General features: G+C 44.7%; 15 protein-coding genes. 9 read left to right on the top strand and 6 right to left on the bottom strand.

Annotation, left to right across the window (positions count from 1 at the left end; genetic code table 11):
- Window positions 1-58: 58 nt before the first annotated feature.
- Window positions 59-802, bottom strand: a complete 744-nt coding sequence (locus tag OCU87_RS13520; RefSeq protein WP_261858387.1) for a copper homeostasis protein CutC — start codon at window positions 800-802, stop codon at window positions 59-61.
- A 299-nt stretch (window positions 803-1,101) separates the two neighbouring features.
- A complete protein-coding gene (locus tag OCU87_RS13515; protein ID WP_261857382.1) occupies window positions 1,102-1,710 on the bottom strand; it encodes a peroxiredoxin C in 609 nt (202 codons plus the stop codon).
- A gap of 132 nt (window positions 1,711-1,842) precedes the next feature.
- Between OCU87_RS13515 and OCU87_RS13510 the strand changes: the two genes are divergently transcribed.
- The 3 genes from OCU87_RS13510 (at window position 1,843) to aceA (ending at window position 6,421) form a co-directional block, all read left to right on the top strand.
- Entirely contained in the window at window positions 1,843-2,745 is a 903-nt protein-coding gene (locus OCU87_RS13510) for a hydrogen peroxide-inducible genes activator (RefSeq protein WP_094958834.1), read from the top strand.
- 649 nt (window positions 2,746-3,394) lie between these two features.
- Window positions 3,395-5,008, top strand: a complete 1,614-nt coding sequence (aceB, locus tag OCU87_RS13505; protein ID WP_261857381.1) for a malate synthase A — start codon at window positions 3,395-3,397, stop codon at window positions 5,006-5,008.
- A 108-nt stretch (window positions 5,009-5,116) separates the two neighbouring features.
- Entirely contained in the window at window positions 5,117-6,421 is a 1,305-nt protein-coding gene (gene aceA, locus OCU87_RS13500) for an isocitrate lyase (RefSeq protein WP_062691357.1), read from the top strand.
- 191 nt (window positions 6,422-6,612) lie between these two features.
- Here the strand turns inward: aceA and OCU87_RS13495 are convergent, their stop codons facing one another.
- Entirely contained in the window at window positions 6,613-7,209 is a 597-nt protein-coding gene (locus tag OCU87_RS13495; RefSeq protein WP_261857380.1) for an acyl carrier protein phosphodiesterase, read from the bottom strand.
- A 107-nt stretch (window positions 7,210-7,316) separates the two neighbouring features.
- Complete coding sequence (locus tag OCU87_RS13490; RefSeq protein ID WP_062690266.1) at window positions 7,317-7,763, bottom strand: CBS domain-containing protein; 447 nt, start codon at window positions 7,761-7,763, stop codon at window positions 7,317-7,319.
- A gap of 235 nt (window positions 7,764-7,998) precedes the next feature.
- Here OCU87_RS13490 and OCU87_RS13485 point away from each other — a divergent pair, with 235 nt between their 5' ends.
- The 6 genes from OCU87_RS13485 (at window position 7,999) to secF (ending at window position 14,860) form a co-directional block, all read left to right on the top strand.
- Window positions 7,999-9,060 carry a S1 family serine peptidase gene (locus OCU87_RS13485; protein WP_261857379.1) on the top strand — a complete coding sequence of 354 codons (1,062 nt, stop codon included), beginning with the start codon at window positions 7,999-8,001 and terminating at the stop codon, window positions 9,058-9,060.
- Window positions 9,061-9,141: 81 nt separating this feature from the next.
- Window positions 9,142-10,200: a tRNA preQ1(34) S-adenosylmethionine ribosyltransferase-isomerase QueA gene (gene queA / locus OCU87_RS13480; RefSeq protein ID WP_062690267.1), complete on the top strand. Its 1,059-nt coding sequence runs from the start codon at window positions 9,142-9,144 to the stop codon at window positions 10,198-10,200.
- A gap of 284 nt (window positions 10,201-10,484) precedes the next feature.
- Entirely contained in the window at window positions 10,485-11,663 is a 1,179-nt protein-coding gene (gene tgt / locus OCU87_RS13475; RefSeq protein ID WP_094955959.1) for a tRNA guanosine(34) transglycosylase Tgt, read from the top strand.
- Window positions 11,664-11,685: 22 nt separating this feature from the next.
- The gene (gene yajC, locus OCU87_RS13470) at window positions 11,686-12,021 is read left to right on the top strand and encodes a preprotein translocase subunit YajC (RefSeq protein ID WP_094955947.1); all 336 of its coding nucleotides are present in this window, start codon (window positions 11,686-11,688) and stop codon (window positions 12,019-12,021) included.
- A gap of 25 nt (window positions 12,022-12,046) precedes the next feature.
- Window positions 12,047-13,900, top strand: a complete 1,854-nt coding sequence (secD, locus tag OCU87_RS13465) for a protein translocase subunit SecD (RefSeq protein ID WP_094955946.1) — start codon at window positions 12,047-12,049, stop codon at window positions 13,898-13,900.
- Between the two features lie 12 nt (window positions 13,901-13,912).
- Window positions 13,913-14,860: a protein translocase subunit SecF gene (gene secF / locus OCU87_RS13460; RefSeq protein ID WP_062690269.1), complete on the top strand. Its 948-nt coding sequence runs from the start codon at window positions 13,913-13,915 to the stop codon at window positions 14,858-14,860.
- An 85-nt stretch (window positions 14,861-14,945) separates the two neighbouring features.
- Here secF and OCU87_RS13455 read toward each other — a convergent pair whose 3' ends face one another.
- Window positions 14,946-15,632: a leucine-rich repeat domain-containing protein gene (locus OCU87_RS13455; protein WP_261857378.1), complete on the bottom strand. Its 687-nt coding sequence runs from the start codon at window positions 15,630-15,632 to the stop codon at window positions 14,946-14,948.
- 182 nt (window positions 15,633-15,814) lie between these two features.
- A complete protein-coding gene (suhB, locus tag OCU87_RS13450) occupies window positions 15,815-16,615 on the bottom strand; it encodes an inositol-1-monophosphatase (RefSeq protein ID WP_062690271.1) in 801 nt (266 codons plus the stop codon).
- Window positions 16,616-16,707 lie beyond the last annotated feature (92 nt).

Here is a 16,707-nt window from a genome sequence, read left to right as displayed (position 1 = left end):
TTCCTTAGTCGCAACAATAGTTGGTATTAGCATAGCGTAATACCAACTTTTTGATGGATTACGTTTTTTGGATTCGCGCTGCTACAGCTTGTATTTTTTCCACCGAGGTGACAGGAATAGCGAAATCATCCACATTCGCGTTACCCATATGTGCTGATGGATCAATATGTTGCATTAAACTTGGGCGGGTACTTTTTCCGGATAGGTGAATTTCGTGTACGCCTGTTTGTTGGATGATCGAAAGGGCATTATTAGCGGTAACACCGGCACCCGGCATGATACTCAAATGGTTGCCACAGTGTTCCACCATACGCTTGATCGTCGCGATACCTTCGGGGGCGCTAGGTGCAAGTCCAGAGGTGAGTACTCGCTCACAACCCGCTTTCATTACAGCATCAAGCGCAGCAAAGGGATCGGCACATTGGTCGATGGCGCGATGGAAAGTCACGCCTAGCGTGCCAGCTTGTTTCATCAATGCATTAAGAATATCGCGATCAATATGTCCATCAGCCGTTAAAGCGCCCACAACAATGCCTTGCAATTGTGCTTGCTTGGCTGCGTGAATATCAGCCAGCATAATTTCTACGTCGTCGCTTGAGAATAAGAAATCCCCTTGGCGTGGACGGATCATGGCATAGACAGGAATTGTGGCATGTCTAGCCGCAAGATGCATGAATCCAGCACTGGGTGTTAAGCCGCCAAGTGCAAGTGATGAGCAGAGTTCAATACGGTTAGCGCCGCCTTGTTGGGCATAGTGCAGTGATTCTAAATTATCAATACAGACTTCGATTTGCATAATGATCTATCAGGTAGAAAACAGATAGATAGAGTCTATTACAAACGATGTATGAAAGCTGAATCTAATATCAATCTATGGGGATGAGAAATTATGTTCGTGGATACAGTGATGAGTCTGGTGATTGAGAGGCGGATATGGTGTCGAACTGAATTTTTAGGAGGGGGAGAAACTTGGGGGGTAGAAACGAAAAAGGGCCCGGTGCATCCGGGCCTCATTCTATTTTTGCCTATTGGCTGACTTTGGCTTTACGCTATTGCGTTTGTCGCCTTATTAACACCGTTGAGCGTGGTGCTAATTGGTAATTACTTACCTAGGTCTGCAGTGTGCTCAGATAGGTAGTCAGCAACACCTTTTGGAGATGCATCCATACCTGCTTTGCCTTCTTCCCACTGTGCTGGACAAACTTCACCGTTCTTCTGGTGGAAGTTTAGAGCATCAACCATGCGTAGCATTTCGTCGATGTTACGGCCTAGTGGAAGGTCGTTAACTACTTGGTGACGTACTGCACCGTCTTCGTCGATTAGGAAAGAACCACGGAAAGCAACGCCTGCTTCTGGGTGCTCTACATCGTATGCTTTACAGATTTCGTGCTTAACGTCAGCAACTAGAGGGTACTTAACTTGACCGATACCGCCGTCTTCAACAGCAGTGTTACGCCATGCGTTGTGAGAGAATTGAGAATCGATTGAAACACCGATTACTTCAACGCCTTTCGCTTGGAAATCTTCAAAACGCTTATCGAATGCGATTAGTTCTGATGGGCAAACAAAAGTGAAGTCTAGTGGGTAGAAGAAAACTACCGCTTTTTTACCTTTGGTAAATTCTGCGAAGTTGAAGTTATCAACGATTTCACCGTTACCTAGAACAGCTGCAGCAGTAAAATCTGGTGCTTGACGACCTACTAGTACCATTTTGGTGCTCCTAATAAAATTCAATGCGGTGCTACTATTTAAAGTCGCTCCCTGTTTGGACGAGACAAACTATAACGAAACTGGTAGATTCAAAAAAGCGGAATAAATAGATTGATGTAATCGAAAAATACGATGAACAAGTTTCCTTCCTTAAAACAGCTTAACTATATAGTCACATTGTCAGAGACCCGCCATTTCGGTGAAGCGGCCAAACTTTGCTTTGTTAGCCAATCGACGCTCAGTTCTGGCATACAAAACCTTGAAGACTTAATTGGTTGTCAGCTCATTGAGCGTGATAACAAAAATAAATCGTTAGTTTTTACCTCTATGGGTGAAGACGTGGTGACTCGCGCTCGCGAGCTACTGGCACGTTCGCGTGATTTGATGGAGCTATCTAATTGCACTGGCGATGGCATGGAAGGACAGTTACGTATTGGCTGTATTCCCACTATTGCCCCTTTCTTATTGTGTGATCTAGTCCAAGAAGTGAATCTACGTTTTCCTAAGTTAGATTTGCTGCTGCGCGAAGACACAACCGCTAATTTGCTGACGGCTTTGCGTAATGGCGAGATGGATGTACTTATCTTAGCCTTACCGATGGATATTAACGGGATGCAAAGCAAGATCGTCGGACGTGATGCTTTTAAGATGGTGATCAGTAAGAAGCAAGCAAATACAGTGCGGGTACCGATTAGTTATGATGACTTACCGGATGCATCTGTCTTTCTGCTGGAGCGTGAGCACTGTTTAACGGATCACGCTGTGTCTGCCTGTCAGCTCACCAGTAAAGATAAGATTAATCCCTTTTCGGCCACAAGTTTACATACCTTAGTACAGATGGTCGCGAACGGTATGGGAATGACCTTTATTCCCCAAATGGCCATCGACCATGGTTTGCTTGATAATCAAAACTTGGTGGTAGTTGAACCGCCAGGCCATGAAGCTTACCGTGAAATCGGCCTTGTTTGGCGACCAACATCTAGCCGAATTCATACCTTTGACCAATTAGCCGATGTGGTTAAAGGGATACTGTAATACTTGTAACCTTTGGTTTTTGGCTGCAAATTCCCATCTTTTTCTTATTATCTATACAGCGCTGGCATATAAATCAATATGTCAGCATATTCCTCTAAGTTATCGTTAAATTTCAGATACATTGTATTTAGCCCCATAGGGGTAACTCACTGCTATTTGTAGGTTTATTATGTTTCGTCTTAGAAATAAATGAAACTAGATGAGTATTTTTGTATGCAGCTAGCGTATGAAAATATCACCTGCACCTCTCTTATCTGTATGTTATTTAACCTGTTATTACCTCGCTGTTTAGCCGCTTCTGTTTAAAACGACTTTTGTCATCAAATTATTTGCGATTATTTATGTAACTTAATTACGTAATTTAATCAAAAAACGACATTTTTACAGCTATAGAGATAGAACCAGATTTTTAGCTGGAAAATGTTTTAATTTAGTGTTTTGAGTTTTAACTCTATTCTATCTAATGCATTGATAATAAAGAAAACAAGCGGGATTTTACCGATGGCTTCAGAAATGGAAAACTTGCAATTACCTGTTTGTTAATGCAACGTAAATAGGGCGTTAAGCAGTTTGACTCGCAAAAGCGCCTTATCAGTCATCATTGATAAAAGTGGTGATAAAGTTACAAATGGAATTGTAGGAGATAGCCATGTCCACCGATAACACTCTTTCTTCTCATCATGTAAAGCTATCGCTTCAAAAAGCGCTATCTCCTGAGCAACAAGAGATTGTCAGTGATGAAGCATTGGCATTTTTAGAGCGTTTGGTTGAACGCTTTGCTGATCGAGTACCAAGCTTATTGAGTGCAAGAGATGAGCGACAACAGCGTATTGATGCGGGTGAGTTGCCTGACTTCTTGGCTGAAACCGCGAATATTCGAGAAGCAAACTGGTCAATTCAAAATATTCCTGCCGATTTACAAGATCGTCGCGTCGAGATCACAGGGCCTGTTGAGCGCAAAATGGTGATCAACGCGTTGAATGCCAATGTGAAAGTCTTTATGGCTGATTTTGAAGATTCATTTTCGCCAGCGTGGGATGAAGTGGTTGCTGGGCAGCGTAATTTACGTGATGCCGTAAATGGCACTATTAGCTACACCAATCCGGGGAATGGTAAGCAATATCACCTTAGTGATGATCCTGCAGTATTGATCTGTCGTGTACGCGGCTTACATTTACCTGAGAAACATTTGTTATGGCAAGGCATGCCTATTCCTGGTGCCTTGTTTGATTTTGCACTCTACTTCTTCCATAACTATAAGCAACTACTCGCCAAGGGCAGCGGTCCATACTTTTACTTGCCTAAGCTGCAAGCGCATCAAGAAGCGGCATGGTGGAGCGATGTCTTTAGCTTCGCCGAAGATGAAATGGGATTATCGCGAGGCACCATTAAAGCAACAGTGCTGATTGAAACCCTGCCGGCTGTGTTTGAGATGGATGAGATCCTCTACAGTTTGCAAGAACATATTGTTGGCCTTAACTGTGGTCGCTGGGACTACATCTTCAGCTACATTAAAACCCTACGTAATTACCCTGATCGCATTTTGCCCGATCGCCAAGTTGTCACCATGGAGAAGCCCTTCTTAAATGCCTACTCACGGCTATTAGTGCGCACCTGTCACCGCCGTGGCGCGTTTGCGATGGGAGGAATGGCCGCTTTTATTCCATCTAAAGATGCAGAGCAGAATGCTTGGGTACTGAATAAGATCCAAACGGATAAGTCTCTGGAAGCCAATAATGGCCACGATGGGACATGGGTTGCGCACCCAGGTCTGGCTGATACGGCGTGTGCGGTTTTTGATGAGGTACTTGGTAGCCGCACTAATCAGCTTGATGTTAGCCGAAGCGATGATGCGCCTATTACAGCAGCAGAGTTGCTTGCACCGTGTGATGGTGAGCGTACTGAAGAGGGTATGCGCCATAACATTCGTGTCGCGGTGCAATATATTGAAGCGTGGATCACCGGCAATGGCTGTGTACCGATTTACGGTTTGATGGAAGATGCTGCCACGGCCGAAATATCGCGTGCTTCGATTTGGCAATGGATTAAACACGGTAAAGATTTGAGTAATGGCAAAGTGGTTACTGCTGCTTTGTTTGAACAAATGCTTGCAGAAGAAATGCAAGTATTAGAGCAAGAATTGGGAAGTGAAGTCTTCGCCGCTGGGCAATATAAAGAAGCCGCAGCTTTGATGGCTCGCTTAACCACCAGCGATGAACTAATGAATTTCTTAACAGTGCCGGGTTATGAGTACTTATCGTAACGCTGTGCCAAAACATGAAGTAACTGAATGCAATGTAAGAATTAAAGACTAAAGCGGATTAACAAAGACGTTATACCGATTATCGCCAAATGAACGAGGGACATCATTATGACACTGACTCGCCAACAACAAATTGAAGCTATTGAAAAGGATTGGGCTGAGAATCCACGTTGGAAACACGTAAAGCGTACTTACAGTGCGGAAGAAGTGATTAATCTACGTGGCTCGTTTGCCCCTGCAAACACGATTGCCCAACGCGGTGCTGATAAGCTGTGGGATCTTGTGAATGGCTCGGCGAAAAAAGGATACGTCAATTGTCTTGGTGCGCTAACGGGTGGCCAAGCAGTACAGCAAGCCAAAGCGGGTATTGAAGCGGTTTATCTGTCTGGTTGGCAGGTTGCAGCAGATAATAATACTGCCTCAACCATGTACCCAGATCAGTCGCTTTACCCTGTTGATTCGGTGCCAGCGGTGGTAACGCGTATCAATAATTCATTCCGTCGTGCCGACCAAATTCAATGGGCGAATGGCAGTAACCCAGAAGAGGGGATTGATTATTTCCTACCGATTGTTGCTGATGCAGAAGCGGGTTTTGGTGGCGTGCTTAATGCGTATGAATTAATGCGTAACATGATTGATGCAGGTGCGGCAGGTGTGCACTTTGAAGATCAGTTAGCCTCGGTGAAAAAATGTGGGCACATGGGTGGTAAAGTTTTAGTGCCGACCCAAGAGGCGGTGCAAAAACTGGTTGCGGCACGTTTGGCGGCCGATGTGGCGGGTACAACAACGCTTGTGATTGCCCGTACTGATGCCAATGCGGCTGACTTGCTAACATCCGATTGCGATATCTACGACCGTGATTTCATTGAAGGTGAACGTACTCAAGAAGGTTTCTACAAAGTACGTGCGGGTATCGACCAAGCCATTTCTCGTGGTTTAGCTTATGCACCTTATGCTGACCTTATTTGGTGTGAAACAGCGAAACCATGTTTAGAAGAAGCGCGTAAGTTCGCAGAAGCAATTCATGCGCAATACCCAGATCAGCTACTGGCTTATAACTGTTCGCCATCGTTTAACTGGGAGAAAAACCTAGATGCAGAAACGATTGCGAAATTCCAGCAAGAGTTGTCTGATATGGGCTACAAATACCAGTTCATTACGCTAGCGGGTATCCACAACATGTGGTTCAACATGTTTGAATTGGCGCACTCTTACGCACAAGGCGAAGGTATGCGTCACTATGTTGAGAAAGTACAGCGCCCTGAATTTGCTGCAGCTGATAAAGGCTACACCTTCGTAGCGCACCAGCAAGAAGTGGGTACAGGCTACTTCGATAAGATGACCAATACGATTCAAGGTGGTAACTCTTCAGTCACGGCACTAACGGGCTCGACCGAAGAAGACCAGTTCTAACAAATACTATCTCTCTCTATCTATCAGGCTGGTGGTAATGCCAGCCTGAGATGAGATGAGATGAGCTGTGTTGTAACATCCCCCAATCCTAGTAATGGCTGTTAAAAGCCACATTTGTAACATGTAAACCTTGTTATCGCCGGAGCACTCAGTGCTCCTTTTTTTTGTTTTGGAAAAGCCTTGGTTCCACATTACGAATCTATACTTTGTCGTTGGCGATAGCCTAACGCGGCTTGTTGGATCTGCGGGTAAATGGCATGAAACGTGGTTTCGAGTTGCTGGTAATGCGTGAATATGTCTGTGGGGGTGTTGGCAAGCTGGTGTAGTTTAGGACGACGGATAGCCATTCGGGTGAGGGCAGTTTCTATCGTTGCTGTTTCTTGGTATTGGATTAGCCACTGTTGCTGCCACATACGTGAGCTCATCTGTTGATAGCTTTCAGGTAAATTGTGCTGATAGATTTCAACTTCTTGGCGAGCAAAGGCGACGAATTGTGATAACGGCTGAGTGTGGTAATCATTCCAATGACGCGCGAGGAAATGATCCCATATTAGATCAAGGGCAATACCACTGACACGACGAGTCTCTGGTCGAAACAAGCGTTGGCATTGTTTAACTTGTGGCATGGCGTCGATATACCCATCAACAAAGCGATGCAGTTTGATGCCGTCAGCTGCGGCTTTGGTATGCTGTTTATAAGGGTCGCCTCGGACAAAATCGGCAAGCAGGTTTCCTGCCAAATGACTTCGACAAAAATCAGCGAGATCTAAATGTGCTAAAAAATTCACGATTACCTTATGCTCATGCGCCCGCGAGCGCATTGTGTTTCTAAAAGAATAGTGAATAGGTTAGCAAATGACAGCATAGCCTCGTCTACAGCTAATTTTATTGTTGCTTATGCCTCGGTTTCTGTTGGCTCAACTTCATCTTGTATTTCAAGCAAGGTAATGGCGATAGATACAAAGTCGCTATCGGTAATAATACCGACCAATACTTTCTCTTCTACCACAGGTAAGCAGCCAATTTTATGCTTTTGCATATACAGCGCCGCTTCTTTTAACCCTGCGTGACAATCCACACTCATTAGTGAGCGGTTCATGCATTTATGAAGTTGGATGTCGAGTGCCGACATAAAGTTACTTTGGGTGATCATCTCTAAGCTTGATTCTTGTGCGGATAGCACATCGCGTTGCGTGACTAAGCCGAGAAGATGGTGATTGTCATCAATGACAGGCACATGGCGAATAGCGTGTTTTTCCATTAAATCTTTCGCGTCAGCCAAGGTACTTGATGGGCCTAAAGCGTATGGATTTTGAGTCATCATATCTGCGACAGTAAACATACTTGCCTCCATTAACAGGTAACAAATCCCTGTTCTATGAATGTAGCGAATATAAACCTAACTACCTATGACCACAGTCAAAAATTCACAAAATTCTCTACTGCTGTTTTATCGGTATTTTTCAGGTAAAGCCTTGGGACTGGCATATACTTGATTAATCAATATGCTTATTTGGCATCAAAATCGCACTAAATATTCAATATTGATTGTCACATCAATAATAATAGGTAGAGTTATGGCTAGGTATATTGTTTTACTGCTGTTGTGCTTCGCAAGTTTACCTGTGTTTGCTTCATCTCCTACTGTATCCCCTCGAATCATTGGTGGCGTGACTAGCCAGAATGATGAGCTCCCTTGGCAAGTTTATCTCAATATTTCTTTTACTGATGGCACCTACGTTTGTGGGGGAGTGCTGGTGGCACAAGATGTCGTATTAACGGCGGCCCATTGTTTACAAAATGGTGGCCTAACTGCTAATGCCGCTGATATTAAAGTCTGGGCGGGTATATCAAGTGTATTTAGTGCTTCATCTCGTAATGTGTTGTCAGTGAGTCGTCGCACGATTAATAACAGCTACAATGCCTCTCGTTTTTCTAATGATATTGCTGTACTCAGGTTGGCAACCCCAGCACCAGACAGTGCCAAACCGATATTAATCGCGAATCAAGACCAAATAGACCGTGCCAATACTGAATTTCAAACCAGCTATACCCAAGGTGGCAATAATCCTGCGAATCTTTTGGTTTCTGGATGGGGAAGTACCAGTGTGAATGGATCTTCGGGGTCGTCGGATTTACAACAAACCTTACTCACCGGGGTGCCTGATAATACGTGTAACAATCAATGGGGTTCGGGTGTAACCAGCGGTGAAGCGAACATTTTTGTGTGTGCTATTTCTCCTTCGCCATTAGTGGTCCGCGACAGTTGTTTTGGTGACTCTGGCGGCCCATTGGTATGGCAAGACCCACTTCGTGCTAGTGATTCTGATTTTGGTTTACGATTATTAGGCCTTGTCAGCTTTGGGGATGGCTGTGCCAGTTCTTTACCTGGGGTCTATACCGAAGTAGTTAGTTTCACCGCTTGGATCAACACAGTAACGGGAAACCGTTTAGCATCGGTTGGCACGCCTAAGCTGAGTGTGAATCCGTTTGCGAGAGACTACAGTAATGCAGGAACTGATATCGCAGTGCCAAGCGTCGATAGTGTTACGGGTAGCGACAGTGGTGGTAGTCTTGGCATTGTTGTGCTCTTGAGCTTATTGGGATTAGCCGTAAGGCGCACTCTAACGCTTGTTTAGTCTCGCGTCATTTCGAACTTTCCTTGAAATTGCAGTAAGGCAGCCTATACTAGCTGCCTCTGTTTTTTGAGGCGCGACAAAATGCAAGTTTCTGATTTTCACTTTGAGTTACCTGATGAGCTTATTGCTCGTTACCCACAACCTGAACGTACTGCAAGTCGACTACTTCAGTTGACGGGAAATACTGGTGAACTGCAGCATAAAGGCTTTAAAGATGTGCTGGATTTAGTTGAACCGGGTGATTTACTCGTATTCAACAATACCCGAGTGATCCCTGCTCGTGTGTTTGGCCGCAAAGAGTCAGGTGGCAAAATTGAAGTGTTAGTGGAGCGTATGCTGGATGATAAAAGCATCCTTGCCCATGTTCGTGCTTCTAAATCACCAAAACCAGGTAATGTCCTGTTTTTAGGTGATAATGATGAACACCAAGCTGAAATGGTGGCGCGCCACGATACGCTATTTGAAATCCGCTTTACAGGTGATCAAACGGTCCTTGAAGTATTGGAAGATGTCGGCCACATGCCGTTACCACCATACATTGACCGCCCTGATGAAGAAGCAGATAAAGAACGTTACCAAACGGTTTACAACGCGAAGCCTGGTGCAGTAGCAGCCCCAACCGCGGGCCTTCATTTTGATGATGAACTACTGGCTGCCATTAAAGCGAAAGGTGCAGACTTTGCGTTTGTTACTTTGCATGTAGGCGCTGGTACTTTCCAGCCTGTTCGTGTTGATGATATTAACGATCATCACATGCACTCAGAGTACGTGGAAGTTCCGCAAGATGTTGTCGATGCAGTGCTAACAACGAAAGCAAATGGCGGTCGTGTGATTGCCGTGGGTACGACATCGGTTCGTTCACTTGAATCAGCTGCGCAAGATGCACTGAAAAAAGGGACTGAGTTAGTGCCTTTCTTTGGCGATACCGACATCTTCATTTACCCAGGTGGTTACGAATTCCAATTGGTTGATGCGTTAGTGACAAACTTCCACTTACCTGAATCAACGTTGATCATGCTGGTGAGTACATTTGCAGGCTACGATCACACCATGAAAGCGTATCAAGTCGCGGTTGAAAACCAATACCGTTTCTTCAGCTACGGTGATGCTATGTTTATTACTCGTCGCACAAAAGACTAAACATTGGTTATGCTATCGAGGGGATTTGTTGATTTACGTAGTAAGAGTGAACAAATACGCCTTGAAGCGGGTTTAATTATCGACTTACTCAGTTAAGTCAGTGTCATGTAAGGCTGCATTTGTTAAAATTGCAGCCTTTCTTGCGCTAAGTGCACCAGAATTTAGCTGTTATGTTTATCATAATGGCTAGTATTGTCGAAAAGTCGGCAATGCTATCGCTAAAATACATTAGGCATTCCGCCCGTTGTATTTGCTCTGACTAGATGCTGTGTTTGTTCACCGCTATGACTAGCAGATTGTTATGTCAGATTGTTTCTCTGGCTTTTGGAGGTTGTGTGAAATTTGAATTAGATAAAACGCAGGGTCGTGCACGTCGCGGTCGTTTGCAGTTTGAACGTGGTACGGTTGAAACCCCTGCGTTTATGCCTGTAGGTACTTACGGTACTGTTAAAGGTATGACACCGGAAGAAGTAAAAGAAACAGGTGCACAAATCCTGTTAGGTAATACTTTCCACCTTTGGTTACGCCCTGGCCAAGAAGTGATGAAACTTCATGGTGATTTGCATGACTTCATGCAATGGCAAGGCCCGATCTTGACCGATTCAGGCGGCTTCCAAGTATTCAGCCTTGGCGCAACGCGTAAAATTACCGAAGAAGGTGTTCATTTCCGTAACCCTGTAAACGGTGATAAAGTTTTCATGGACGCTGAAAAGTCGATGGAAATCCAATACGATCTTGGTTCTGACATCGTTATGATTTTCGATGAGTGTACGCCGTACCCTGCGACACACGACGAAGCGAAGAAGTCGATGGAAATGTCATTACGTTGGGCTCAACGTAGTCGTAACCATTTCGACAAGCAAGAAAACCCGAACTCCCTATTTGGTATCGTTCAGGGTGGTGTATATGAAGATCTTCGTGATGTTTCAGTTGAAGGCCTAACCAATATTGGCTTCGACGGTTACGCAGTAGGTGGCCTAGCAGTAGGTGAGCCGAAGGAAGACATGCACCGTATTCTTGAACATACGTGCCCTAAATTGCCTCAAGATAAGCCACGTTACCTGATGGGCGTTGGTAAACCAGAAGATTTAGTTGAAGGTGTTCGCCGCGGTATCGATATGTTCGACTGCGTAATGCCTACACGAAATGCCCGAAATGGCCACTTATTTGTGACCGGTGGTGTGATCAAGATCCGTAATGCGAAACATAAAACAGACACAACGCCACTAGATCCGCATTGTGACTGTTACACTTGTCGTAATTACTCTAAGGCGTATTTATACCACTTAGATAAATGTAACGAGATTCTTGGTTCACGTCTGAATACAATTCATAACTTGCGTTATTACCAACGTTTGATGGAAAGTATTCGTACGGCGATTGACGAAGATCGTTTCGATGCGTTTGTAGATGAATTCTATGCGCGTCGTGACCGTGAAGTTCCACCATTAAAAAACGCTTAACAATTAACGAGGACGTTATTAAATGAGTCTTTTCATTTCTCAGGCACATGCCGCAGCTGAAGGTGCTCCACAAGGCGGTAGCATGCAGCTTTTCATCATGCTTGGTCTGTTTGCTGTAATTTTTTACTTCATGATTTATCGTCCACAGGCGAAACGTGCGAAAGAGCATAAAAATCTTATGTCTTCCATGGGCAAAGGTGATGAAGTGCTAACGAACGGCGGCCTACTAGGTAAGATCTCTAAAGTATCTGAAGATAACGACTACATTGTTATCGCGCTTAACGACAGCACTGAAGTAACAATCAAGAAAGACTTCGTGACTGCTGTTCTGCCAAAAGGCACGATGAAGTCTCTATAATTATTCGCTTTGAAGGATCATAGCAGTGCTAAACCGTTATCCATTGTGGAAGAACCTGATGGTAGTGTTCGCACTCCTCATCGGTTTGCTTTATGCACTTCCCAACATTTACGGTGAAGATCCAGCGATTCAAATCTCCGGGGCGCGTGGCGCCTCGGTAGATATGTCTGCTCTGGATGTTGTCACCGAAGACCTAGAAAAAAGTAAAATCTCCTACAAATCTATCGCTTTCGAGAACGGTGCTGTTCTGGTCCGCTTCAACGACCCTGATACGCAAATCAGTGCTCGCGATATTCTCAACGACGAACTCGGTGAAGACTACGTTGTAGCCTTAAACCTTGCACCTGCAACCCCTAGCTGGCTTGAATCAATTGGTGCTTCACCGATGAAACTTGGTCTTGACCTGCGTGGTGGTGTTCACTTCTTAATGGAAGTGGATATGGATGCGGCAATGGAAAAATTGCTGGGTCAGCAGGAAGAAACCTTCCGTACTGAACTGCGTGAAGCCAAAATTCGTTACCGTGCGATCAGTAAAACTGATACTACGGTTGAAGTGCGCCTGCGTGATGCCGAGCAAATGGCACAAACAGAGCGTGAGCTTGCGAAACTTCACCCAGATATGATCTTTAGCGACAGCACCAGCAATGGCCGCTTCGTGGTGAGCGCAACATTCTCTGAAGAGCGCTTAAAAGAGATCCGTAACTATGCGGTAGAGCAAAACATCACTATTCTTCGTAATCGTGTGAATGAATTGGGTGTTGCTGAGCCATTGGTCCAACGCCAAGGTGCTAGCCGTATCGTTGTTGAATTACCGGGTGTTCAAGACACTGCGCGCGCAAAAGAAATTTTAGGTGCGACAGCAACGCTTGAATTCCGTGAAGTCGATAGCAGTGCTGATATAGCAGCAGCCATGGCAGGTCGCGTACCTGCTGGTAGTGAAGTGAAAACAGCACGTGATGGCCGCCCAGCGGTACTGAAAAAACGTGTCATCCTAACGGGTTCTCACATTACTGATGCAAGCTCAAGTGCTGATGAATACGGTCGTCCACAAGTTAACATCTCGCTAGATAGCGAAGGTGGTAGCAAGATGACAGCCTTCTCACGTAATAACGTTGGTAAGCTTATGGCTACCATGTTCACTGAATATAAAGACAGTGGCGAACGTGATGAAAACGGTAAAGTGATTCTTGAAAAGCACGAAGAAGTGATCAACCAAGCAACAATTCAAACTGCGCTTGGTCGTAACTTCCGTATCACAGGTATCGACTCTGCTGCTGAAGCGCACAACTTAGCATTGCTATTACGTGCGGGTGCATTGATTGCGCCGATTTCAATTGTAGAAGAACGTACTATCGGTCCATCAATGGGTCAGCAAAATATCGATATGGGCGTGCAAGCGTGTCTATGGGGTATGTTAGCTGTAATGCTGTTTACGCTGATTTATTACCGTAAATTTGGCTTGATTGCCAATATGGCATTGATGATGAACTTGGTGATGATTATCGGTGTGATGTCGATGATCCCAGGGGCTACCATGACCTTACCAGGTATTGCCGGTATCGTATTAACTGTAGGTATGGCCGTTGATGCCAATGTACTGATCTTTGAACGTATTCGTGAAGAATTACGTGAAGGCCGCAGCCCTCAACATGCAATTCAGCAGGGTTACGCGAACGCATTCAGTACCATTGCCGATGCAAATATCACTACGTTAATCACTGCAATTATTTTGTTTGCCGTGGGTACAGGTGCTATCAAAGGCTTCGCAGTAACGTTATCGATTGGTATTTTGACCTCGATGTTTACGGCGATTATCGGTACGCGTGCAGTAGTTAACTTTATCTACGGCGGAAAACGCGTAGATAAGCTGTCGATCTAGAGGGACGCTGGAATGTATCAATTAATGAAAGCGGATAAAGTGATCGACTTTATGCGTTGGTCGAAAGTGGCCTTTGTTGTCTCTCTCGTTATGATTGCAGTAGCAATAGGTACGGTTGCGACTAAGAAGCTTAACTGGGGTCTTGATTTTACGGGTGGTACTTTAATTGAAGTAGGTTTTGAACAACCTGCTGATTTAGGCCTTATTCGTGAATCGCTTGAGAAAGCAGGCTTTGGTGATGCCATTGTTCAAAACTTCGGTACTGCACGTGATGTATTAGTACGTCTTCAGCCTCGTGAAACCTTGAAAGGTGAGAAGCTAGGCTTACAGATCATTGATGCGCTAAAAGTGGGTACTGAGCAAAACGTTGAAATGCGTCGTATCGAGTTCGTTGGTCCAAATGTGGGTGATGAACTTGCAGAAGCGGGTGGTCTAGCAATTATTGCTTCATTACTTTGTATCTTGCTGTATGTATCAATGCGTTTTGAATGGCGTCTTGCTGCGGGTGCGGTACTGGCCTTGGCACACGATATTATTATTACTATCGGTATCTTTTCGTTCTTACAAATTGAAGTGGATTTAACCATTGTTGCAGCCTTGCTGACAGTGGTTGGTTACTCGCTCAACGATACTATCGTGGTATTTGACCGAATCCGTGAAAACTTCCGTAAGATGCGCAAAGGTGATTCATCTGATGTAATGAACAACTCGATTACCCAAACATTAAGCCGTACGTTAATTACGTCGGCAACAACATTGTTTGTGGTTATTGCCTTGTTCTTACAAGGTGGCACTATGATCCACGGCTTTGCGACCGCATTGCTGATTGGTATCGTGGTAGGTACTTACTCGTCTATTTACGTGGCTTCTGCACTTGCTCTGAAACTAGGTATTGTTCGTGAACACCTAATGCCACCGCAAGTTGAGAAAGAAGGTGAAGAGTTTGAATCTATGCCTTAGTGGTGTGTGATTCTTGCTTATAAAAACGGTGCCCATGTGGCACCGTTTTTTTATGTCTGTATGACAACGCTGAGAATGGAGTGGCTTAGTTAGCCCATTCACTTGCAGGGCGCTGCTTACCGCCATTCATTTTATTGCCTTGCTCAATCAAGGTTGTCAGCTTGGTGTTGTGGCTGAGATCTAACTCGACGAGGTCATTGTTCATCACATTCAGCAGTTCAAGCTCGGTTGCTGCGCTTACATCCAAAGCAGTGAGTTCGTTTGATGGCAGCGCAAGTTGTTCTAAACGGCTTTTTTTACTCAGTACCACATTCTCTAGTTGGTTATTTCCCGCCAATAACTTTTCTAGTTTAGAGTTAGCACTCACATCCAGGGTCTCTAGTTCATTTTCTGTGATGACGAGACTGCGTAAATTTTCATTCTCACTCAGGTCTAATACTTGGATTTCGTTATCAGCTAAGTTAACGGCACGTAGTTCTGGGTTGTTGGTGAGGTCAATGGCTGCGAGTTGATTATCTTTTAGCGATAGCTCGCGTAGGTTTTCAAAATATTTCAGCTCATCGACAGATTTAATATCGCTGTTATCACAATCCAGTTCTGTAATGTCTTCTGAATACTGTTCATTGGCTTCTAATACACAGGTACGGAAGTTTTGATCGGCAAAGGGAATTGCATCCACGGTTTCATAATGTTTGTCACAGCCGCTTAATAGCGATGTGCAGATAATGGCAATAGCGGAGAGGGGCAGAGTGCGCGTGAAAAGAGACGACATAACAGTAACCTACAGAAACGAGAAATAAACGCGTATTCTACATAAGCAGTATGATGTTTTATAAGTGTTAGATCAGGTTATCGAAGGCATGGCTGCCTGTTAGGGAAGGAATCGTCAAATTTGTTGAAAAAAAAAGCCCCGCACATTGTGCAGGGCTTTAAAATTTGGTGAGTAATCAAAGATTACTTAGACAGTGCATCGCTACCGTGTTCACGGATTTTAGCTAGCATTGGCTTAACTACACGTGCATTACCAGCAACAATGTTACCAGACGTGATGTAGTTAGTGTTACCAGTGAAGTCTGTACAGATAGCACCAGATTCGCGAGCGATTAGTTCGCCTGCAGCGATTTCCCAAGGCTTAAGGCCTAATTTGAAAACGCCATCAACACGGCCAGCAGCTAGGTAACATAAGTCTAGCGCACTTGAACCCATTTGACGCATGTCGTCACACTCAACGAATAATGCGCTTTGGATTTTCATGTAGCTTTCAGCATGTTGCTTAGCAGCAAACGGTAGACCAGTTGCAAGGATAGTACCAGCAAGGTTACGCGGTTGAGTTGCACGTAGGCGTTGGCTGTTCAATTGAGCGCCAGAACCACGTGTTGCAGTGAATAGTTCGTTACGAGCAGGGTCGTAAACGGCAGCTACTTCAGTACGGCCACGCATGCGTAGTGCTACTGAGATAGCGAAGTGAGGCAAACCTCGTGCGAAGTTTTTGGTGCCATCCACTGGGTCAATGATCCACTGACATTCTTTGTCACGGCCTTCTTTAGTACCAGTCTCTGCGCCAATGATGCAGTGATCAGGGTAAGACTTAAGAATTGTTTCGATGATGAGAGCTTCAGCTTCAAGATCGATATTAGTAACGACGTCATTACCTTTTTCAGCAACCTCGATTGATTGAGGTTTTTCTAGTGATTTTATGACATGGTCACCGGCCTTTCGTGCAGCACGAATGGCGATGTTTAGCATCGGATGCATAGGATCTTCCCAACGGATGTTAAAGAACTAAAAAGCGGCGGCGAGTATAACAGAGCCGTGCAAAAATGGAAGTGGTTATTTTTTATTCATCT

Origin of the sequence: Photobacterium sanguinicancri (assembly GCF_024346675.1) — a bacterium.
Classification (GTDB): domain Bacteria; phylum Pseudomonadota; class Gammaproteobacteria; order Enterobacterales; family Vibrionaceae; genus Photobacterium; species Photobacterium sanguinicancri.
This window is presented reverse-complemented; position numbering and strand designations above follow the sequence as displayed.

Bases quoted from the DNA above. Each gene is read 5' to 3' on its own strand.
- queA (WP_062690267.1), top strand. From the start codon at position 9,142: ATGCAAGTTTCTGATTTTCACTTTGAGTTACCTGATGAGCTTATTGCT.
- tgt (WP_094955959.1), top strand. From the start codon at position 10,485: ATGACTAGCAGATTGTTATGTCAGATTGTTTCTCTGGCTTTTGGAGGT.
- aceB (WP_261857381.1), top strand. From the start codon at position 3,395: ATGTCCACCGATAACACTCTTTCTTCTCATCATGTAAAGCTATCGCTT.
- secF (WP_062690269.1), top strand. From the start codon at position 13,913: ATGTATCAATTAATGAAAGCGGATAAAGTGATCGACTTTATGCGTTGG.
- OCU87_RS13455 (WP_261857378.1), bottom strand. From the start codon at position 15,632: ATGTCGTCTCTTTTCACGCGCACTCTGCCCCTCTCCGCTATTGCCATT.
- OCU87_RS13510 (WP_094958834.1), top strand. From the start codon at position 1,843: ATGAACAAGTTTCCTTCCTTAAAACAGCTTAACTATATAGTCACATTG.
- yajC (WP_094955947.1), top strand. From the start codon at position 11,686: ATGAGTCTTTTCATTTCTCAGGCACATGCCGCAGCTGAAGGTGCTCCA.
- aceA (WP_062691357.1), top strand. From the start codon at position 5,117: ATGACACTGACTCGCCAACAACAAATTGAAGCTATTGAAAAGGATTGG.
- OCU87_RS13490 (WP_062690266.1), bottom strand. From the start codon at position 7,763: ATGTTTACTGTCGCAGATATGATGACTCAAAATCCATACGCTTTAGGC.
- OCU87_RS13515 (WP_261857382.1), bottom strand. From the start codon at position 1,710: ATGGTACTAGTAGGTCGTCAAGCACCAGATTTTACTGCTGCAGCTGTT.
- suhB (WP_062690271.1), bottom strand. From the start codon at position 16,615: ATGCATCCGATGCTAAACATCGCCATTCGTGCTGCACGAAAGGCCGGT.
- OCU87_RS13485 (WP_261857379.1), top strand. From the start codon at position 7,999: ATGGCTAGGTATATTGTTTTACTGCTGTTGTGCTTCGCAAGTTTACCT.